Consider the following 19,071-nt stretch of genomic DNA (forward strand, 5'->3'; position numbering starts at 1 on the left):
CCTTAACCAGCGTTGATCTTGTGCGCGCCAGGATGGATCGGGCAGTAACAGACGGAGATCACATGACCGACGAGACCGGACGCCGCGACATACACGGAGAGGCGGAAGACCCGGTGACGGGACCGGCAAAGCCCCCGTCCGGGCCGTACACCGGTTCCGCGTCAGGCCCCGCCACAGCACCGCCGGCCAGCCCGGGCGGGATGAGCCCCGGGCCAGCGTGGTCGCCCATCGGAGAGCAGCCCGCCGCATCCGGATGGAATCCTTCCGCGGGGCCGGGACCGGTCAGGCAGACTCCGTCATCGCACACCCAGACCTGGGCGGTTCCTCCCGGACTGCGAAATCCGGGGCCCCCGCCCGACGCAGTCCACTCCACCGGGCAGTGGCCGGTCTTCACCCCCGGCATCCCCGCGGAAGAACCGCAGCAGCGGCCCCGCCGGAACGGCATGCCGCTGTGGGCGGTGCTGCTCCTCGTCATGGTTGTAGCCGCAGGATCGGCAGGTGTCGGCGGCATGGTGGGCGCCTCCCTCGTCGCCCCAGAAGAATCCCCGCCCCCGCAGAGCAGCGGCGCGCTCAACAACGAAGTGCCCAGCGACGTGCCGAGCCGCGCCCCCGACACTATTGCCGGGGTCGCCCAGCGGGTCAGCCCCAGCGTGGTATCGATCCGCAGCACCAGCCCGCAGCTCAGCGGCAACGGCTCCGGGTTCGTCATCGAAGGCAACTACGTGGTGACCAACAACCACGTGGTCGACGCGGTGCGCCGCGGCGGGATCGAAGTCGTCTACAGCGACGGCCACGTCAGCCGGGCTGAAGTGGTGGGCGCGGCAGCCTCCTCCGACTTGGCGGTGCTCAAACTAGCGGACCCGTTGGATGTGGAACCGCTGGAATTCGGCGACTCTGATGAGGTAGCCGTCGGCGACACCGTGATCGCGATCGGCGCCCCGCTCGGACTGGACGGCACGGTCACCTCGGGGATCGTCAGCGCCCTCAACCGCCCGGTGACCGTGGGGGAGGACGGCCAAGAGGCCTACCTCAGCGCGATCCAGACCGACGCGGCCATCAACCCAGGCAACTCGGGGGGCCCGCTCGTCAACGAGCAGGGCCTGGTGATCGGGGTCAACTCGGCGATCGCCACCATGAGCGGGTCGAGCGGGGAGCAGAGCGGCAGCATCGGCCTCGGATTCGCGATCCCCTCCAACCAGGCCTCGCGGGTGGTGGAACAGCTCATCGAAACCGGTGAAGCACCGCATGCCGTCATCGGCGCCATCCTCGACCTGCGCTATCCGGAGCAGGGCGCGCTGATCATGGAAGCGGGCCGGGGCGCGGAGACCGTGATGCGGGGCGGCCCCGCGGACCAGGCCGGCCTGCGGCCCGGCGACGTCATCGTGGAGTTCGACGGCACCACGGTGCGGGACGCCACCCAGCTCATCACCCTGATCCACACCAAAGCCCCCGGCGACCGGGTGGAGGTCCGCTACCTGCGGAACGGGAGAGAACACACCACGACCCTGGTGCTGGGGTCGTCCAACGACTAGGCCGTACACGCATCGAGGTCCCGGTCCTCCTGGTGAGGGCCGGGACCTCGCACGTCTTCCAGTTCCTTGAGTCGGTGTTCGATCAGCGGCGGGTGGGGCTCAACCCCAGCATCATGCCGGCCAGGCCGCGCGGCTTGCCGAGCAGCTCCTCGGCGATCGACCGCAGCACCTTGCCTGCCTCACTGTCCGGGGCGTCGAGCACCAGCGGAACACCGCGGTCGCCGCCTTCCCGAAGCGCCACGTCCAACGGCACTTGGCCCAGCAGCGGGACCTTGGTGCCCAAGGTCCGCGACAGCCCGTCGCAGACCGCCTGGCCCCCGCCTTCACCGAAGATGTAGACCCGCTCGTCGCTGCCCGGGGCCTGGTAGTAGGACATGTTCTCGATCACGCCAGCGACCCGCTGGTGGGTCTGCGCGGAGATCGACCCGGCGCGTTCGGCAACCTCGGCCGCAGCCTGCTGCGGGGTGGTCACCACGAGGATCTCGGCGTTCGGCAGGAGCTGCGCCACCGAGATTGCGACGTCACCGGTGCCCGGGGGAAGGTCCATCAGCAAGACGTCCAGGTCACCCCAGTAGACGTCGGCGAGGAACTGCTGCAGTGCGCGGTGCAGCATCGGGCCGCGCCAGACGACCGCCTGGTTGCCCTGGGTGAACATGCCGATCGAAATCACTTTGATCCCGTGCGCGGTCGGCGGCAGGATCATGTCCTCAACCTTGGTGGGGCGGTCGCTGACACCCAGCATCCGCGGCACGGAGTGTCCGTAGATGTCGGCGTCCACAACCCCCACCTTGTGGCCCTGGGCCGCCATGGCAGCAGCCAGGTTCACCGTGATCGAGGACTTGCCGACCCCACCCTTGCCAGAGGCGACAGCAAACACCTTGGTGAGTGAGTTCGGCTTGGCGAACGGGATCTCCTTCTCTGCGTGGCCACCGCGCAGTTTGGCCTGCAGCGCCTTGCGCTGCTCGTCGCTCATGACGTCGAGCGTGACCTTGACTCCGGTCACCCCCGGCACTTTGCTGACTGCGTCGGCGACATCCTTTTCGATGCGGCCACGCATGGGACAGCCGGCCACCGTGAGGTAGATACCGACGGAGACCGTGCCGTCGTCGTGGATCTCGACGCTTTTAACCATGTCGAGTTCGGTGATGGGGCGGTGGATCTCCGGGTCCTTGACGGTGGCCAGAGCCGCGTTCACCTGCTCGGTGGTGGGTGTGGTGGACATGTCATCAATGGTACGAAAGCCCAGGTGCCCCACGCGCAGGTGACCTTGCCCACCTGCCGTAGCCGAAGTGGGACGTTCTTAACACCGGTAATACACGTTTCACTAGTAGTGTCGGACGGACGATGGGAAACGTGCCACCACCTTGGCCGTCCGGACCCGACCCTCGGGAACGGGCGGTTCCACAGCATTCTCAGGTATGGGCATCGCCCGGCCAGGCAGCGCATCCGGGGGGACCGGATGCGGTATGGGCGTGGCCGCCGCCCGTAAAACCACCCCGGCCGCGGGTCGACACGCCGCCGCCCGGTGTTCCTTATCACAGAATGGGCCGCACCGAACGGCACCGCTGGTGGAAACCACCACTGGCCATCGGCTGCGCGATCCCGCTCTCCTTCGGCTTGGGCCTGTTCTTCGTGCTCGTGCTGGAACTGGTGAAAGCCATCCGGCACATCCCTGCCGACGTGGCGGAGCTCGGCCACCCGGTCGCCGACCTCGCCGTGGAACTGGTGCTGGTGATCGTGCTGCTTCCCGCGGTGCTGATCGCGGTGCGGGTCGTCCAGCGGCGACGGGCCGGCACGCTGTCCTCTGTGGAGGGGCGGCTGCGTTGGCGGTGGCTGCTGCGCTGCACTGCCGTGGCCGTCGGATGCGTCGTCGTCTCCTTCGGCGGGCTGATGGCGCTCCTGGTGATCACGAAACCGGGAGAACCGCTGTTCGGCGAGTTCGCGGGAATGGAGACGTTCCTCGCCGCACTGGCGGTCATCTTCCTGCTGGTGCCCTTCCAGGCCGCGGCTGAGGAGTACGCGCTGCGCGGCTTCCTCATGCAGCTTGTCGGCGGCTACGGGGACCCGACACGGCCGGGGCGTTCCGCGCCGGGCCGTCTCTTCCACCGGTTCCTCGCCTCCCCAGTGCCCGCGATCCTGGTCAGCGGCCTGATCTTCACCCTGCTGCACGACTACTACGACTGGGCGCTGCTCGACGTCGCAGTGTTCGGCCTGGGCATGGCGTGGCTCACCTGGTACACCGGGGGACTGGAAGCGGCGATCGCCCTGCACGTCGTCCACAACCTCGTGGCGTTCGTGCTGGCTGCCTACGAAGGAGATTTCGACAGTTCCGGCGACACCGGCAGTTGGCAGTCACTCCTCGCCACGATCGTCGAAGTGAGCGTGTTCTGCCTGGTGGTGGCGTGGATGCGGCGCAAACAGGCGATACGCCACACTACGCCGGAAGCAGAGGCCACCCCACCGGCACGGCCGCAGTCTCCCCCACCGTCCCCCCAGTGGTCGTAAAGAACGTTTCTTCCATGGTCCTTCGGGTAGCTCCCGAAGGACCATGAAGACTGCGCCTACGTGTCCCCGCTGCGGACGCGCCGTCCACGAACCTGATCTCTGGTCGAGCGCGTGGCGGTGTGACGCGCACGGACCGGTGACCCCGTTGCGGGCCGTACGGGACCCCAGTCCCACGTCTTTGGAAGTCGTACTCGACGAAGCGAAGGTGCCGGTCTGGCTGCCGTGGCCGCTGCCAGACAACTGGGTGATCACCGGGTTCGCCGACGTCGGCGAAGAACGCACGGGGACGCTCGCTGCAGCGGTCGCCCTGTCCGGCCCCGCCCCGCTAGGCGGGCTCGGGGAACTGGTGATCGTCTCCGAAGAACCCGGCATCGGGCTCGCCGCCCGCATCGCGCGCCTCGACGGCCCCGATCCAGGAAACAGCTTCGACCGGAACCCGCCCGCAGCCAAAGTCCGCAACGACGGACACGAAATCGCCCTGTGGTCCCTTGACGGGGGACCGGAGCGCGCCATCTACGTCGGCGAGGCGATGGCCCAGTGGCTGTGGTTCATCTTCAGCCCCGCCGACAGCGGGGTGCTCATGTGCGAAATCGACGCCATCCACGACTTGCGCGACGCCCGCGATGTCGGCCCCTTCCCCACACTCCCGTTCGGTGCGCCCTCCCCGTTCCTCACCGAGTCGCTGAAACCCGCCGGGTGAGGTTCCCCGCGCTGACCTATGATCGGGGCGATGCGCATCGATCTGCACTCCCACAGCTCTGTTTCTGACGGCACCGGCACTCCCGCCGAGGTCGTCGCCCACGCGGCCGCGGCCGGGCTCGACGTGCTGGCCCTCACCGACCACGACACCACGGCGGGAATCCTGGAGGCCGCCCAACACCTCCCCCGCGGGCTCACCCTGGTTCCCGGCATCGAACTGTCCTGCGCCTACCAGGGGTCCAGCGTGCACCTGCTGGGCTACCTCTTCGACCCGGACCACCCCGAACTCACCGCGGAACTGCAGCGCATCCGCGACGACCGCGTCATCCGCGCCAAGACCATGGTGGAGCGGCTGCAAGCCCACGGGGTGCCGGTCACCTGGGAACGTGTCCGCGCCCTCGCCGGGGAAGAGGACGGCCGCAACGTGGTCGGCCGTCCGCACGTCGCCCAAGCCCTCGTCGAAGCCGGTGCCGCCGAGGACGTGCAGGACGCGTTCGACCGGTGGATCGGCTCCGGCAAACCCGCCCACGTGACCCGGTATGCGCTGGACCCGGTGCGGGCTGTCCGACTGATCCGTGCTGCCGGCGGCGTGTGCGTGCTGGCTCACCCGGCCCGCAGCGAAGGCGCGTTGACGCACGCCGTCCCCGACGACCTGGTGGAACGCATGGCCGAGGCGGGGCTCAACGGGATCGAAGCCGACCACCCGTCGCACGACGACGAAGAGCGCGCCTCCTGGCGGCGCCGGGCCGAAGAGCTCGGCCTGGTCGTTACCGGGTCCAGCGACGACCACGGTGAGCTGACCGGACGCCGTCTGGGCTGCTGCACGACAGAGCCCGACGCCTACGCTGCGCTTGCCGCCCAGGCAAGCGGGGCCGAGCCGTACGTGGGCTGATCCTGCCGCACCGACTCTTGAGTACTTTTAACCATTCCGGTCGATACTGGCTGTGAACTGGTTGGATACGGGCCACAACGAGGCGGGGCGCCCACGCAGAGTCCTGGTGTGGCCTCGTCGAATACCGATCAGTGACCTCCGGCCGTAACAATAGGCCCGCACCAGTGATCAGTCGTAAGCAAACCGAAGGGGCGGCACGTGTTCTGGAAACGGAAGGCCAAGAAGAAGAGTGAGGCCGAGGCGGACGCCGCCGTGACCACCGTCGAAGACGCGGAGGAGGCTGCGGACGCCAGCTCCGACGAGGAATCCGCGCAGGCCGACACGGGCAGCAGTGCGGATGCGTCCGACGGTGCGGAGAAGGCGTCCGAGGCCGGGGACGGCAGCTCCGACAGCAGCGACCTGTCCATCGAGCGGGTCGAAATGGCAGGAACCCTCGAGGTCGACGGCGAAGAGTACGAGGTCGTCACCAACACCTGGATCGTCCAGATCGACGAGGACGGTGTCGTCGTCGTCAACCCGGGGGAGGACGCCAAAGCCATCCTCGAAAAAGTCGGCGACCGCGAGATCTACCTGGTTGCCTGCACCAACGGCTACCGGCCGCACATCGCTGGCGCGGTGGAAGTCGCCGAGAGGGACGAAGCGCCGATCGCCCTGCACCCCAAGGAGCTGCGCCGCTGGCGCAAAGTCCACGGTGTCGAGCACAGCCCCGAGATCGAGGCGGAGGGCGGCGGCAAGCTGACCATCGGCGATGTGGAAGTGGAGATCCTGCCCACTCCCGGCACCGCTCCCGGCTCGCTGTCCTACTACTTCCCTCACATCAAGGCGGTGTGCAGCGGCGACACGCTGCTCGCCGGAAAACTCGGCACGGTCGGCGACGGCTACATGGACTACACGTCCCAGCTCGCCTCGGTCGGCGAGGTCCTGCTGGCGCTCCCGGAGGAGACCCGGGTCCTGCCGTCCACGGGCGAGGAGACCACCATCGCCGAGGAGTCCAAGAACTTCGACTCCTGGGTGCTCGGGGAGTGACGGCCCGGCCACCGTGGTGTCGGCACTCAGCGGCACAGCCCTGCCGGTGCCACGGTGGCCGCGTCAACGGGACTCTGCCTGGTCCCAGAAGGCGGTGAGGGCGGCAGCGGTGGCTTCGGGGGCTTCCACGTTAGGCGAGTGGGCGGCCCCGGAGATCACCACGCACCGGGCGTTTAGGACGGCAGCCATCGCGGACTGGGTCGCCGGGGACCAGGCGTCGTCGTCCTCCCCGTAGAGCACCAGAGTGGGCAGCCCGGCCGCGGCCAGTTCCGCGGTGCGGTCCGGGGCGGAAGTCACCTCCTGCGCCATGCGGAGCAGGCCCAGGGGATGGTTGGCCAGCATCCGCTCCCGCATGAAGACATGGATCTCCTCGGGCAGCCCGCTGGCCCGGTACTGGTCTTCCAAGTGCTCCCACCAGATCCGGTGAACGATCTCCCGGGTGGGGGAGGGGCCGAGCGCGGCGATCAGCCGCAGGGCGTCCTCCCGGCGCGACCCTTCGACCCCGGACGGGCCGGACCCCAGCAACGCGTGGGAGAGCAGCGGGACCGCTGTGGAGAGCACGGTCTCCCGGGTGACCAGTCCGCCGAACGAGTGCCCCAGCAGGTGGACCGGCCCCTGCTCGAGGGCGGCGATGACCTCGGCAACCGCCCGGCCCAGCGCCGCACACGAGTAGGCGTCCAGCGTGTCGCTGCCGGGAGACTGGTACTGGCCCGGCAGGTCGATCGCATACACTCGGCGCCCCGCCTGGGCCAGCGGTCCCAGCAGCGCAATGAAGTCTTCTTTGCTTCCGGTGAACCCGGGCACCAGCACTGCGGTGTGCCGGTCAGGGGCCCCGCCGACCGGGCCGGCGGCGAGGGCCGCGATCGGACCGGACGGGGTGGGGATGGTGGTGCGGTGGGCACCGGGAGGAAGGGTCAGGATCCGAGGAGTGCTCACGAGCGCTCACCCTAGAGGACCGCGGTGCGGGCGCGGAAACCGGCACGGCACCGGGCGGGCCGTTGCGTAGCAGGCCCTGGGCTCCGCGGGGTTAGGCGCGGTCGCTGTTCGTCCCGGCGTTCCGGCGACTGCGGCGGCGTGTGCGCCGACGGGTGCGGGCAGACGAGTCCGCGTCGCTTTTCGCTGCGGTCTCACCGGTGGGCTCCGCAGCTGAGCGGGTCGTGGGGACGCCACGCCGGGTGCGTTTCCGGGGCCGGGACCGGCGCTGCCGCGAACGCTCCCGGTCCTTGGTGCGGGAGGCCCGCCCGGTCTCCCCGATGTCCTCTACTTCTTCCGCTGCCAGACCGGCCCGGTCCTGCTCCTCCTTGGCGAGCACTCCCTTGGCGTCCCGCGGAATGTCGAGAGCGTCGAAGAAGTGCGGCGACGTGGAGTAGGTCTCCGGCGGGTCAGCGAAAGGCAGCCCCAACGCCCGGTTGATCAGCTTCCACCGCAGGAGTTCCTGCCAGTCGATGAACGTGACAGCGGTCCCGGACCGTCCCGCCCGGCCGGTCCGGCCGATGCGGTGCGTGTAGGTCTTCTCGTCGTCGGGGCACTCGTAGTTGACCACGTGCGTCACGTCGTCCACGTCGATGCCCCGGGCGGCCACGTCGGTGGCAACCAGCACGTCGACTTTGCCGTTGCGGAACGCGCGCAGCGCCCGCTCCCGCTGGCCTTGCCCCAGGTCGCCGTGGACGGCTGCGGCAGCGAACCCGCGGCGGCACAGCTCCGTGGAGACGTGGTGGCATTCCCGTTTGGTCTGGCAGAACACCATGGTCAGGCCCCGGTTGCGCGCCTGGAGCAGGCGGGCCAGCATTTCCAGCTTGTCCAGCGGATGGGTGCGGAAGACATGCTGGGTGACCTGGCCGGAACCGGTGTCGAGGGGATCGTCTTCAGCGCGGATGTGGGTGGGGCGGCGCAGGTATTTGCGGGACAGCGCCACGATTTCGCTCGGCATTGTCGCCGAGAACAGCATGGTCTGCCGCTGGTCAGGGGTTTTCGCGAGGATCCGTTCAATGTCGGGCAGGAAGCCGAGGTCGAGCATCTTGTCGGCTTCGTCCAGGACGAGCGCGGTCACCTCGGACAGGATCAGGTGGCGCTGCTTCACCAAGTCCAGGAGGCGCCCCGGGGTGCCCACGACGATGTCGACACCCTTGCGCAGGGCAGAGATCTGCGGCTCGTAGGCGCGTCCCCCGTACACGGTGGCGATCCGCACGTCGATGCGTTTGCTTGCCGTGGCCAGGTCCGCGGCCACCTGGATCGCGAGTTCCCGGGTCGGCACCACCACGAGCGCGCGGGGGCGCTTGGCTGATCCGGGCTGTGTGTGGACCCGCTGAAGCAGCGGGAGCCCGAAAGCGAACGTCTTACCGGTTCCGGTGCGCGCCTGTCCGATGATGTCGGCGCCGGTCAGTGCCAAGGGCAGGGCCATGGACTGGATGGGGAAGGGGGCGACGATGCCCTCGGCTTCCAAGGCGTCGGCGATGTCGTCGATGACGCCGAGATCGCGAAAAGTGGTCTGATCTGAACTGTGCGTACTTCTGACAGTGGTCAGGGTCGATGCCTCCATCTAGGCGGGCCGCGTACGCGGCGGGTCGGACGAGCCCGGCTGCGGGACCGGCGCGGCTCAGCAAAGCGAGGAGCTCGCGCGGCGCCCCGGTACGCCGAGACGAGGACGTCGGTCGTGACAGGTAGCGGGCCCAGGGCCTCCGTTGGTGGATACTCGCGGATCGCGGAGGCCACAGCGGGCGGGAGCGGTCGCGGCCGTAGGAGGCTGCGGCCTGTCTCCTACCGCGAGTCCGTGACTCGTCTTGGGACGCGGTGCCGCTGCCGGACAGGCCAGTGGTCTCATGACGGGGCCTCCGTAGCGGGGCGACGCGACCGGCCGCGACGGGGCATTGGATGTGTGACCGGTGGGATCCGATCACGGTTACGAGTCTATCCCGCGTCATCCGCGCTGGATAGGGCATGGCTTTCCTGCCTTGTTCACTTGTGAGAAAACACGGAAAGAATCGTGAATAGTCCCGAGCCGTCCCGTGACGGGAGGGACACCGGTGCTGGGGCGATAGGCTGGAAGGCATGAGTTCCGCAGTCGCTCCCGACCCCAGCCGGGTGACCACTCCTGTTGACCGCGGAGTCATCGACCTGCTGGGACTGCTGGCCTACGCCGAGCTGGTGTCGTTCTTCCGGTTGGCTTCCGACGCTGAACTCGCCCCCACGTTGACGGACAAAGCCGAACTGGCGGCGTTCGCGGCCACCGAGCAGGCCCACCACCAGGTCCTGCGGCGCAAGCTCGTCGAACTGGGAGTGGATCCCGAGGAGGCGATGCAGCCGTTCATTGCCCCCCTGGACGCCTGGCATGCCCACACCACCCCGCAAACCTGGCTGGAAAGCCTGGTCAAGGCGTATGTGGGGGACGGGATCGCGGCCGATTTCTACCGGCAGGTCGCCGAAGTGACCGACCCGGAGATCCGGGAACTGGTGGTCGACGTCCTCTCCGAGGAGGGGCGGGCCGAGTTCATTGCCGCCAAGGTCAAGCAGGCGGTTGCCGAGGAGCCCACGCTGGCGGGCCGACTCGCGCTGTGGGCGCGCCGCCTGGTCGGGGAGGCGCTCAGCCAAGCCCAGCGGGTGGCACTCGACCGGCCGCAACTCGCGGAACTACTGGCGAAAGGGGACAGCAGCGAGGAGCGGAACGGCGACCTGGCCGCGGTCAGCCGCATCTTTGCGCGGTTGACCGAGTCCCACAACGCGCGGCTCCAGGCGATGGGGCTGGCAGGCTGACGACGCGTCCGGCACGGCGGGCCGCGGACCCGGCCTGCCGCTGAGGGCGGTGCACCGGGCACGGCACCGGGACGCGGGCTACGCCGAGGACCCGATGTCACGAATTGTCCTGGACGTTGCGTCCCGTGCGGGGAAGTTCACTGCGAGGATCCGCAAACCGGGCACAAAGCCCTGCGCGGCGGGCGTACGCTAAGCCCTGGGCTACGCGGCCGCGTACCCCTCCCGCGCGGGAATGGGGCAAGCGGCGCGAACAGGACGATGGGCTCCACCATTACGTGCTGGGATGCCCGGCTCGACAACGACGAAGCGGCGGCCAACGCGCCGCGAGAAAGGACAGTCAATGGGGAGCGGTCGGCACGGAGCAGCGCGTCCACCGATCGGAGTCCTGATTCACCGGGATCGAGTCGACTTCTCCATCTACGGCCTGCAAGCAGCAGTCACACTGGTGATCATGGTTCTCACGGGACCGGCGAGCCCGGTCTTCTGGCTGTGCTTCCTGCTGCTGTTCGGCGGGGTCGTCCTCTTCTTCCGGCGGATCGACCGGCTGGCCCGCGAAGAGCTCGCCGAAAGCGACCTGCTCTGATGGGCCGCTCGCCCAGCGCAGCGCAGACAGCCGCACGCCGACAGGCGTGTGCCTCGCCCACGGACCACGACTGCGGGCGAGGCTAGGGATTCAGGTGTCAGGGGCGTCGGTGACGGCGTCGACGCTCCCCGGACGAGGCAAGCGGCTCTCCCGGAGCAGACTCCTGCCGCGGCGGGGCCACTGTCTCCGTGGAGCGGGAACCCGCCGTGGCCGGGCCACGGTCACCTGCCCCTTGGGCGCGGAAGTTTTTCGTCTCAGACTCGGCCCGGTCCAGCCAACCCTCCCACCGCTGCTGCATCGGGCGGATCAGACCGCCGCCGACACCGACGATGAGAATGCCCGCCACCGCAGCCAGCACAGCGATGAGGATCGGCAAGGTCACCGCGGCAGCCACCCCGATCTGGTTGAGGGCGGCGATAATACCGAGGCCGACGATGAAAACCCCTGCCGTATTGGCCAGCACCTTGCCGTAGCTCAGCCCGCCGAGCGCTTCCGAAGCCAGCTCGCGCACGGCCCGGGCGATCAGCGCCGCCACCACGACGATGATCAACGCCACGGCGAGGTGCGGCAGCCACGCCACCACGCTGTTGAGCATCTGGGTGATCGGGTTGTTGGGGCCGAATACGCTGAACGCGAGCTGAAGGACGATCAGCACCCCCGCGTAGTAGACGAACTTCCCCGCGATATCGCTCGCGTTGAACCGGCTGCGCTGGAAGTAGCTTCCCAGCCCGCCGCGTTCCAGTGCCCGGTCCAAGCCGACTTTGGCCAGTGCTTTGGCGACCAGGCGGCCGATGAGCTTGGCAAGAAGCCAGCCCAGGATCAGGACAACGAGGAAGACAGCGAGCCGGGGGATGAAAGCCACCAGGGATCCCCAGACACTGCCGATGCCCTGTCCGATATCAGTGACGGCCAGTGGTGTGAACATCTCGTCTCCTCCCCTGAGGGGATGCCGGGGTCGCGTCGGCGTGCCGAAAGACCCCGACTGAACTCGGAGAATGCCTCCGCCCAGCGCGACTACCCAAGAAGGAGGGAGCCAACCATCGGGGTAGGGGAGGAGAGGAGAAGTAGAGGGCTAGTGGCGCGTGAGATCCCAGCCGCTGATCCCACGCCAAGCGAGGCGGGCGATGAGCTGCTCGGCAGCATCCTTGGGGATCGTGCCCCGGCTCAGCCAGTAGCGGGCGCTGGTCTCCGCCATGCCGACCAGGCCGATGCTGAGCAGGTGCGCCTCTTCGTCGGAAACGCTCGTGTCCTGCCGGATCACTTCGCCGATGAGTTCCGCGCAGCGGAGCGTGGTCTGTTCTGTGATTTCCCGCACTGCCGGGAGGTTGCGGAGGTCGGATTCGAAGACGAGGCGGAACGCTCCGCCTTCCCCGGACACGAAGTCGAAATACGCTTTGAAGCTCGCGACCACGCGCTGCCAGTTGTCGTCGGTGGATTGCAGCGCAGCCCGCTGCTTTTCCACCAGTGCCTCAGAGTGCTGTTCCAGCAGAGCCAGGTAGAGCTCCAGCTTTCCGGGGAAATGCTGGTACAGCACGGGTTTGGAGACCCCGGCGCGTTCGGCGATCTCATCCATCGCCGCTGCGTGGTATCCCCGTTCCACGAAGACCTGCTGAGCCGCGGCGAGCAACTGCCGCCGTCGGGCTATCCGAGGGAGCCTGGTCCCCCGTGGTTGGGCTTCTGAAGGAGCCGTCACAGCCACACTCCCCGAACCTTCGCGGCGCCGGAGGCCGCGTTCTTGATCGGCCGCTCCGGCAGGCTCCCCGCTCCGAGCCTGCTGCGACCGAAGTGCGTACCGAGCTATCTTACTCGTCCGTAAGGGGACGCAGATGATCCGCGCACGTCATCGCGGACAACCGGCCCTCAGTCACCGGTAGTCGTCCTCGTCCTCCGGGACCTCCAGGGCCTGCTCCACCGCGTCGGCCTCCGGGACCTCCCAGCCGCGGTCCAGTTCGAGCTCCAGGGGCGTCTCTTCCTCGTCGTCGGAGATGCGCTGGTCAGCGACATCCGCCTCAGGGGCTTCGAGGGGGTGGTCGTCATCGTCCGGTGCGACGTGCGGGCGCTTCGGTTCAGGTGCCATGGGACCTCCAGTCGGTGGCGCCGTTCTCCGCCGCATGGCCTCGCTGCCTCGTGGGCGTGGCGGAGTCCACAAGATCAGTACTGACCTGCGAAAAAACGGTAGGGCGGATATCGCTTCCGTTCCCGTATCCCTGCCGGGGAATGATAAACCCTACTCCGTGGGTTGGGATAATGAGCAAGCCCGCGGCGTGTAAAGGCAGTCAAGATCCGCGCTTGCTGTGTCTACGCTGCGTTACCGATTGTTTGAGGAGCTGCTGTGTCGCTTCCGCCGCTGGTCGAACCAGCCGACGAGCTCACTATCGACGAGGTACAACGGTACTCGCGCCATCTGATCATCCCCGACGTCGGCATGGACGGTCAGAAGCGTCTGAAGAACGCTAAAGTCCTGGTCGTGGGGGCGGGCGGGCTCGGCTCTCCCACGCTGATGTATCTGGCCGCCGCCGGTGTGGGAACCCTGGGCATCATCGACTTCGACGTCGTGGACGAGTCCAACCTGCAGCGCCAGGTGATCCACGGCCAGAGTGACATCGGCAAGCCCAAGGCCGAATCCGCCCGGGAGACGATCGAAGAGATCAACCCGTTCGTCAAGGTCGTCCTGCACAAGGAGCGCCTGGACTCCAGCAACGCGCTGGAGATCTTCGCGGACTACGACCTGATCCTGGACGGGACGGACAACTTCGCCACCCGCTACCTGGTCAACGACGCCGCCGTCCTGCTGAACAAGCCGTACGTGTGGGGGTCGATCTTCCGGTTCGACGGCCAGGTCAGCGTGTTCTGGAACGAGTACGGGCCCAACTACCGCGACCTGTACCCGGAACCGCCGCCGCCCGGCATGGTCCCCTCCTGCGCGGAAGGCGGTGTCCTGGGCGTCCTGTGCGCCACGATCGGCTCGGTCATGGCCAACGAGGCGATCAAGCTGATCACCGGCATCGGCGACCCCCTCGTCGGCCGGCTGCTGATCTACGACGCCCTGGAGATGACCTGGCGGACCGTCAAGATCCGCAAGGACCCGAACGCCGAGCCGATCACCGAGCTGATCGACTACGAGGCGTTCTGCGGCACGATCCCGGAAGAGGCCCAGGAGGCCGCCCGGGGATCCACGATCACCGCCAAGGAGCTCAAGGAGAAGATGGACCGGGGCGAGGACTTCTTCCTCGTCGACGTCCGGGAGAAGAACGAGTACGAGATCGTCAACATCCCCGGCGCGGTCCTCATCCCCAAGGGAGAGTTCCTGACCGGCGAGGCGTTCGCCAAACTGCCGCAGGACAAGCAGATCATCCTGCACTGCAAGTCCGGCGGACGGTCCGCCGAGGCGCTGGCCGCGGTCAAGAAGGCAGGCTTCTCCGACGCCGTGCACGTGGGCGGCGGAATCCTCTCCTGGATCGAAACAGTCGATCCGAGTCTCCCCAAGTACTGACCTGGGCGTCCTGCGGGGCCGCCGCACACCGCGGCGGCCCCGCGCATTTGCGTCGGGAACGTGAGTTCCGCGCCGCCTCGGGTAGCGGTGTTCCACAGCGGAAGCGCGATCGGAGGTGTGTGATGGGCGGACAGTGGGACAACTGGGTGGCGCTGGCAGCAGGGATCGTGGTGGGGCTCAGCTGGGTCTGGCACGGCCTGTTTGGTTTGGGCATGGTCGTCCTGTTCCTCCTCGGCTTGGCCACCGTGCTCACCGCGGTCCTGTCCCTCACCCGGCCGGGCATGCTCTCCAGTGAAGCGGTCCTCATCGGCATCGGGGTGCTGCTGGTCCTCACCCCGTGGCTGTTCGGCTTCACGGGAAACCTTGCTGCGGCGTGGACCGCGTGGGTTGCGGGCGTGGTCATCGCGGTGACCGGAGCGGTGGGACTGGTGCGCAGTTGGCGGAGCCACGGCACCCAGGAGCCGCGCGGCCCTTCGGGGTCGGCGACGCGTTCGCCGACGATGCGCGCCCTCACCTGAGCCGGACCGTACCGGGGGTGCACCTGGCCTGCCGCGGTTAGAGTGGCGGGCATGCCGCTTCCGGACGACTACGTCGAACGTGTCCTCCACGTAGTGGAGTCCATTCCGCCGGGGAAGGTCATGTCCTACGGGGATGTGGCCGAATACCTCGGCGAGGGCGGACCCCGCCAGGTCGGATCGGTCCTGGCGACCTGGGGCGGGGCGGTCCCCTGGTGGCGGGTGGTGCGTGCCGACGGATCGCCGCCCAAAGGACACGAGGTGGCCGCTCTCGCCCACTACGCGGCCGAGGGGACTCCGCTGCGGCGCGGCGTCGCCCGGGTGGACATGGCTCAGGCCCGCTGGGACGGGAAGCACGCGGCCGAGCAGGTCGACCCATAGCGCGGCGCCCAGGGACGTGGGCCCAAACCCGGGGCGGTGCCTGATGGGCGCGGCAGCAGCCGACTGCCGAGCCCGCCGCGGCGGGCGCCGACCACCGCGCAGCCATGGACGCTGGCGCCCGTCCCCCGCCGAGTCTGCCTGCCAGCAGTGCCCAGCCGACCCCGCAGGGCGCTGTCCTCGGTGGGCAGCGCGGACGGTTTCCTGTGCCTGGCCTGTGCCGTGCCCCGCATACTGCGCGCTGCAGCCGGACCGCGGCCGCCGGCTTTCCGGCCCTGCCGCAGAGACACCGCCGCAGCACCCAGTGAACGAGGACACAGGGCCCGACCCGCAGTGGCCACCCGTGGTCCGAAAAGTGCGGGATCCCACAGAAAACCCGGACAGCGGATGAGATGAAGGCCAACGAAGCGGCCTGCGCCTCCCCGGAAGAGATCAAAGTCTGCTGAACTAGATCGAGTGGACAACCCCCCGTACCGTCTTGTACGCCGCATCCGGCACCGTGCGCCCGCACCCGAGCTCGACGACGACCAGCGCCGGGTCGTCGACCACGAAGGCGGCCCGCTGCTCGTGCTCGCCGGTCCAGGAACCGGGAAGACCACGACGATCGTCGAAGCGATCGTCGACCGGGTCGAGAACCGGGGCGTGGACCCCGCGCACGTGCTCGTCCTCACCTTCAGCCGCAAAGCGGCCCAAGAACTCCGGGAACGCATCACCGCCCGGCTGCGGCGCACCGTCCGCGAACCGCTCGCCCTCACCTTCCACAGCTACGCCTACGCGCTGATCCGCCGCGAATTCCAGCGGGTCGGCGACCACGCGCCCCGCCTCCTGTCCGGCCCGGAGCAGCTGATGGAAGTGCGGGAACTCCTCAAAGGCGAACTCGCTGACGGCGCCCCCGGGTGGCCCGAACAGCTCCGCCCCATGCTGCACACCCGCGGCTTCGCCGAGGAGCTCCGCGACTTCCTCATGCGGGTGCAAGAACGCGGACTCCACGCCGACGACGTCCGGGAGCTCGGCCGCCGCCACGGGCGAGAAGACTGGGTGGCCGCCGGGGGATTCCTGGAACGCTACACCGGCCGCTTCGACATCGCCCCCGTGCCCACCTTCAACTACGCGGAACTCGTGCGGGTCGCCGCCAACCTGCTCAACGACCCGGACATCCAGGCGCGGGAGCGTGCCGCCCGCAAAGTCGTGTTCGTCGACGAATACCAGGACACCGACCCCGCCCAGGAGGAACTGCTTCACGCCCTGGCCGGAGACGGCCGCGACCTGGTCGTGGTCGGCGACCCCGACCAGTCCATCTACGGTTTCCGGGGAGCTGAAGTCCGCAACATCCTCAACTTCCCCGACCGGTTCCGCACCCCCACAGGAGACCCCGCGCCCGTGGTGGCGCTGCACACCTGCCGCCGCAGCGGCGCGGAACTGCTGCGGGTCTCCCGGGCCCTCGCCCAGCGGCTGCCCGCCGTCCCCGGGCCCGGCGGCGAAGGGGTCAACGCGCACCGCAACCTCGTGCCCGCCGAAGGGACACCCCCGGGACGGGCTCGAATGCTCCTCGCGGAAAGCCCGGTCCACGAAGCCGCTGTCATCGCGGACCTGCTGCGCCGCGCCCACCTCATCGACGGAGTGCCCTGGTCGCGCATGGCAGTCCTTGTCCGCTCCGTGACCCGACACGTCCCCGTACTGCGCCGCGCACTCATCGCCGCCGACGTCCCCGTGACCGTCGACGGCGACGATCTGCCGCTGGCGTCCGAACCCCTTGTGCGGTCCATGCTGCTGCTCCTCCGCTGCGCATTCCACCCGGAGCGGTTGGACGAGGAAGCCGCCCACAACCTGTTGACGAGCGCGTTCGGAGAAGCCGACGCGCTCGGACTGCGGCGGCTCGGGCGCGCCTTGCGACAACTGGAACTGGACGCCGGCGGCCGCCGCCCCGCCGCGGCCCTGCTCGCTGAGATCCTCCACGACCCCCGCGACCTGGTGATGGTCGACCCGGAGGTGCGGGCCCCTGCGGAGCGGATCGCCACCCTGCTGCGCCTGGTCCGCGACAGCATCGCCGAAGGCGCCAACGCAGAAGAAGTGCTGTGGCGGATGTGGCACCACTCCGGGCTCGCCGACACCCTGCTGCGCGCCAGCCAAGCGGGCGGCCGCCACGGTGCGGCCGCAGACCGGGAACTGGACTCGGTGATGGCGCTTTTCGAGCGGGCCGCCCGCTACTGCGACCGGCTGCCGCCGGGTTCCCCGGAAGGCTTCCTGGAAGACCTGGAAGCCCAGGAGATCCCCGGGGACACGCTCGCCGAACAGGCCCCCCAAGGAGAGACGGTGCGGATTCTCACCGCCCACCGCTCCAAAGGACTGGAGTGGGATCTGGTCGTGGTTGCCGGCGTCCAAGAAGGCACCTGGCCGGACCTGCGGCTGCGCGGTTCCCTGCTCGGCGTGGAACAGCTTCTCGACACGGTGGGCGGTTTTGCGGAGACTTCCCCGGCCGCCGTGGTGTCCAAGCAGCTCGACGAAGAACGGCGGCTGTTCTACGTCGCGCTCACCCGGGCCCGGCGGGAACTCGTGGTGACCGCGGTCGGCGGGGAGGACGTCGAAGAACGGCCTTCCCGGTTCCTCACCGAACTCGGCCTCGGCGAACCGGAACGCCTGGCCACCGGATACCGCTGGCTGTCGCTGCCCGCCCTGGTCGCCGACCTGCGCGCCACGCTCCTCGACCCGCACACCGACGAGCCGGTGCGCCGCGCCGCAGCCGCCCATCTGGCCCGCCTCGCCGATGCGGGAGTGCGCGGCGCCGACCCCGCGGAGTGGTACGCCCTCACCGAACTCTCCGACAGCTCACCCCTCGTCCTCGAAGGGGAGCAGATCCGTATCTCCCCTTCCCAAGTGGAGAAGTTCACCACCTGTGAACTGCGCTGGCTGCTGGAGACCGCCGCGGGGGCGGAAAAACGCCGGGCCGCGTCCGGGATCGGCAGCATCGTCCACGCGCTGGCCCGCATCGCCGCGGAGAACCCGGACCTTCCGGAACTCCTGCGGCGCATGGACCAGATCTGGTCCGACCTTGACTTCGGCGGCCCGTGGTACGCCGAAAAACAGCGGGAGCGCGCCGAGGAGATGCTGCAGCGGTTCCTGGACTGGCAGAAGGAGAACCCGCGGGAACTCGTCGCCACCGAGAAAAAGTTCCGGGTCGAAGTCGGCAACATCGAAATCTCCGGCCAAGTGGACCGGCTGGAACGCGACGCGGAAGGACGCGGTGTCATCGTCGACATCAAGACCGGGACCGCGGTACCGGACCGGGAGATCAGCCGCCACCCCCAGCTCGGCGTCTACCAGTTGGCGCTGCTGATGGCGGCGTTCGAACACTACGGCCTGGTCGAGCCGGGCGGCGCAGCACTGCTGCAGATCGGCGACCGGAAAACCGCGAAAGAGCAGACCCAGCCGGCCCTCGCCGACGACGCGGACCCTGAATGGCCGCAGCGGCTGGTGCAGAAGGTGGCCGCGGGCATGGCGGGGGCCCGGTTCCGCGCGAAAGCCACGCCGTCGTGCCGGCACTGTTCAGTCCGGGCAAGCTGCCCAGTGCAGAGCGAAGGCGACCACGTCTGACCTGTGCTGCGGGGATGAGGGAAGCGACCTGGGCCCGCGGTCGACGGCACTCCGCGGCCCAGCCGGGTCTGCGACAATGCCTGGGGTCTAGCCGCATCCCACAGACA

17 protein-coding genes are annotated in these 19,071 nt (G+C 68.8%); 11 read left to right on the forward strand and 6 right to left on the reverse strand.

What is annotated here, in order from left to right:
• Window positions 1-62 precede the first annotated feature (62 nt).
• A complete protein-coding gene (locus tag TFU_RS02525) occupies window positions 63-1,532 on the forward strand; it encodes a trypsin-like peptidase domain-containing protein (RefSeq protein WP_011290954.1) in 1,470 nt (489 codons plus the stop codon).
• Window positions 1,533-1,614: 82 nt separating this feature from the next.
• On the opposite strand, the gene TFU_RS02530 is transcribed toward TFU_RS02525, so the two are convergent.
• Complete coding sequence (locus tag TFU_RS02530) at window positions 1,615-2,754, reverse strand: Mrp/NBP35 family ATP-binding protein (RefSeq protein ID WP_016188215.1); 1,140 nt, start codon at window positions 2,752-2,754, stop codon at window positions 1,615-1,617.
• A gap of 320 nt (window positions 2,755-3,074) precedes the next feature.
• Here TFU_RS02530 and TFU_RS02535 point away from each other — a divergent pair, with 320 nt between their 5' ends.
• The 4 genes from TFU_RS02535 to TFU_RS02550 all read left to right on the forward strand — a co-directional run bounded on the left by TFU_RS02535 (window position 3,075) and on the right by TFU_RS02550 (window position 6,654).
• Complete coding sequence (locus TFU_RS02535; RefSeq protein ID WP_155983528.1) at window positions 3,075-4,037, forward strand: CPBP family intramembrane glutamic endopeptidase; 963 nt, start codon at window positions 3,075-3,077, stop codon at window positions 4,035-4,037.
• A 43-nt stretch (window positions 4,038-4,080) separates the two neighbouring features.
• Window positions 4,081-4,737, forward strand: coding sequence for a DUF6758 family protein (locus TFU_RS02540; protein ID WP_011290957.1), 657 nt, complete (start codon window positions 4,081-4,083; stop codon window positions 4,735-4,737).
• A gap of 30 nt (window positions 4,738-4,767) precedes the next feature.
• Window positions 4,768-5,628: a PHP domain-containing protein gene (locus tag TFU_RS02545; protein ID WP_155983529.1), complete on the forward strand. Its 861-nt coding sequence runs from the start codon at window positions 4,768-4,770 to the stop codon at window positions 5,626-5,628.
• Window positions 5,629-5,826: 198 nt separating this feature from the next.
• The gene (locus TFU_RS02550) at window positions 5,827-6,654 is read left to right on the forward strand and encodes an MBL fold metallo-hydrolase (protein WP_011290959.1); all 828 of its coding nucleotides are present in this window, start codon (window positions 5,827-5,829) and stop codon (window positions 6,652-6,654) included.
• A gap of 63 nt (window positions 6,655-6,717) precedes the next feature.
• On the opposite strand, the gene TFU_RS02555 is transcribed toward TFU_RS02550, so the two are convergent.
• The gene (locus tag TFU_RS02555; RefSeq protein ID WP_011290960.1) at window positions 6,718-7,590 is read right to left on the reverse strand and encodes an alpha/beta fold hydrolase; all 873 of its coding nucleotides are present in this window, start codon (window positions 7,588-7,590) and stop codon (window positions 6,718-6,720) included.
• A 91-nt stretch (window positions 7,591-7,681) separates the two neighbouring features.
• Window positions 7,682-9,193, reverse strand: a complete 1,512-nt coding sequence (locus TFU_RS02560; protein WP_011290961.1) for a DEAD/DEAH box helicase — start codon at window positions 9,191-9,193, stop codon at window positions 7,682-7,684.
• A gap of 509 nt (window positions 9,194-9,702) precedes the next feature.
• Between TFU_RS02560 and TFU_RS02565 the strand changes: the two genes are divergently transcribed.
• Both TFU_RS02565 and TFU_RS02570 read left to right on the forward strand, forming a co-directional pair.
• The gene (locus TFU_RS02565; protein WP_011290962.1) at window positions 9,703-10,404 is read left to right on the forward strand and encodes a ferritin-like fold-containing protein; all 702 of its coding nucleotides are present in this window, start codon (window positions 9,703-9,705) and stop codon (window positions 10,402-10,404) included.
• Between the two features lie 340 nt (window positions 10,405-10,744).
• Complete coding sequence (locus tag TFU_RS02570) at window positions 10,745-10,987, forward strand: hypothetical protein (protein WP_011290963.1); 243 nt, start codon at window positions 10,745-10,747, stop codon at window positions 10,985-10,987.
• Between the two features lie 97 nt (window positions 10,988-11,084).
• On the opposite strand, the gene TFU_RS02575 is transcribed toward TFU_RS02570, so the two are convergent.
• The 3 genes from TFU_RS02575 to TFU_RS02585 form a co-directional block, all read right to left on the reverse strand.
• Complete coding sequence (locus TFU_RS02575; protein ID WP_011290964.1) at window positions 11,085-11,912, reverse strand: mechanosensitive ion channel family protein; 828 nt, start codon at window positions 11,910-11,912, stop codon at window positions 11,085-11,087.
• 147 nt (window positions 11,913-12,059) lie between these two features.
• The gene (locus TFU_RS02580) at window positions 12,060-12,680 is read right to left on the reverse strand and encodes a TetR/AcrR family transcriptional regulator (protein WP_011290965.1); all 621 of its coding nucleotides are present in this window, start codon (window positions 12,678-12,680) and stop codon (window positions 12,060-12,062) included.
• 171 nt (window positions 12,681-12,851) lie between these two features.
• Window positions 12,852-13,064: a hypothetical protein gene (locus TFU_RS02585; protein WP_016188223.1), complete on the reverse strand. Its 213-nt coding sequence runs from the start codon at window positions 13,062-13,064 to the stop codon at window positions 12,852-12,854.
• 255 nt (window positions 13,065-13,319) lie between these two features.
• On the opposite strand from TFU_RS02585, the gene moeZ reads away from it, so the two are divergent.
• From moeZ to TFU_RS02605, 4 genes are all read left to right on the forward strand, one after another.
• Window positions 13,320-14,480, forward strand: coding sequence for an adenylyltransferase/sulfurtransferase MoeZ (gene moeZ, locus TFU_RS02590; protein WP_011290967.1), 1,161 nt, complete (start codon window positions 13,320-13,322; stop codon window positions 14,478-14,480).
• 122 nt (window positions 14,481-14,602) lie between these two features.
• Window positions 14,603-14,998, forward strand: coding sequence for an SPW repeat protein (locus TFU_RS02595; RefSeq protein ID WP_011290968.1), 396 nt, complete (start codon window positions 14,603-14,605; stop codon window positions 14,996-14,998).
• Between the two features lie 51 nt (window positions 14,999-15,049).
• Window positions 15,050-15,376: an MGMT family protein gene (locus tag TFU_RS02600; protein ID WP_011290969.1), complete on the forward strand. Its 327-nt coding sequence runs from the start codon at window positions 15,050-15,052 to the stop codon at window positions 15,374-15,376.
• Between the two features lie 453 nt (window positions 15,377-15,829).
• Window positions 15,830-18,964, forward strand: coding sequence for an ATP-dependent helicase (locus TFU_RS02605; RefSeq protein WP_011290970.1), 3,135 nt, complete (start codon window positions 15,830-15,832; stop codon window positions 18,962-18,964).
• Window positions 18,965-19,071 lie beyond the last annotated feature (107 nt).

This window comes from Thermobifida fusca YX (assembly GCF_000012405.1).
Taxonomy (GTDB): Bacteria; Actinomycetota; Actinomycetes; order Streptosporangiales; family Streptosporangiaceae; genus Thermobifida; species Thermobifida fusca.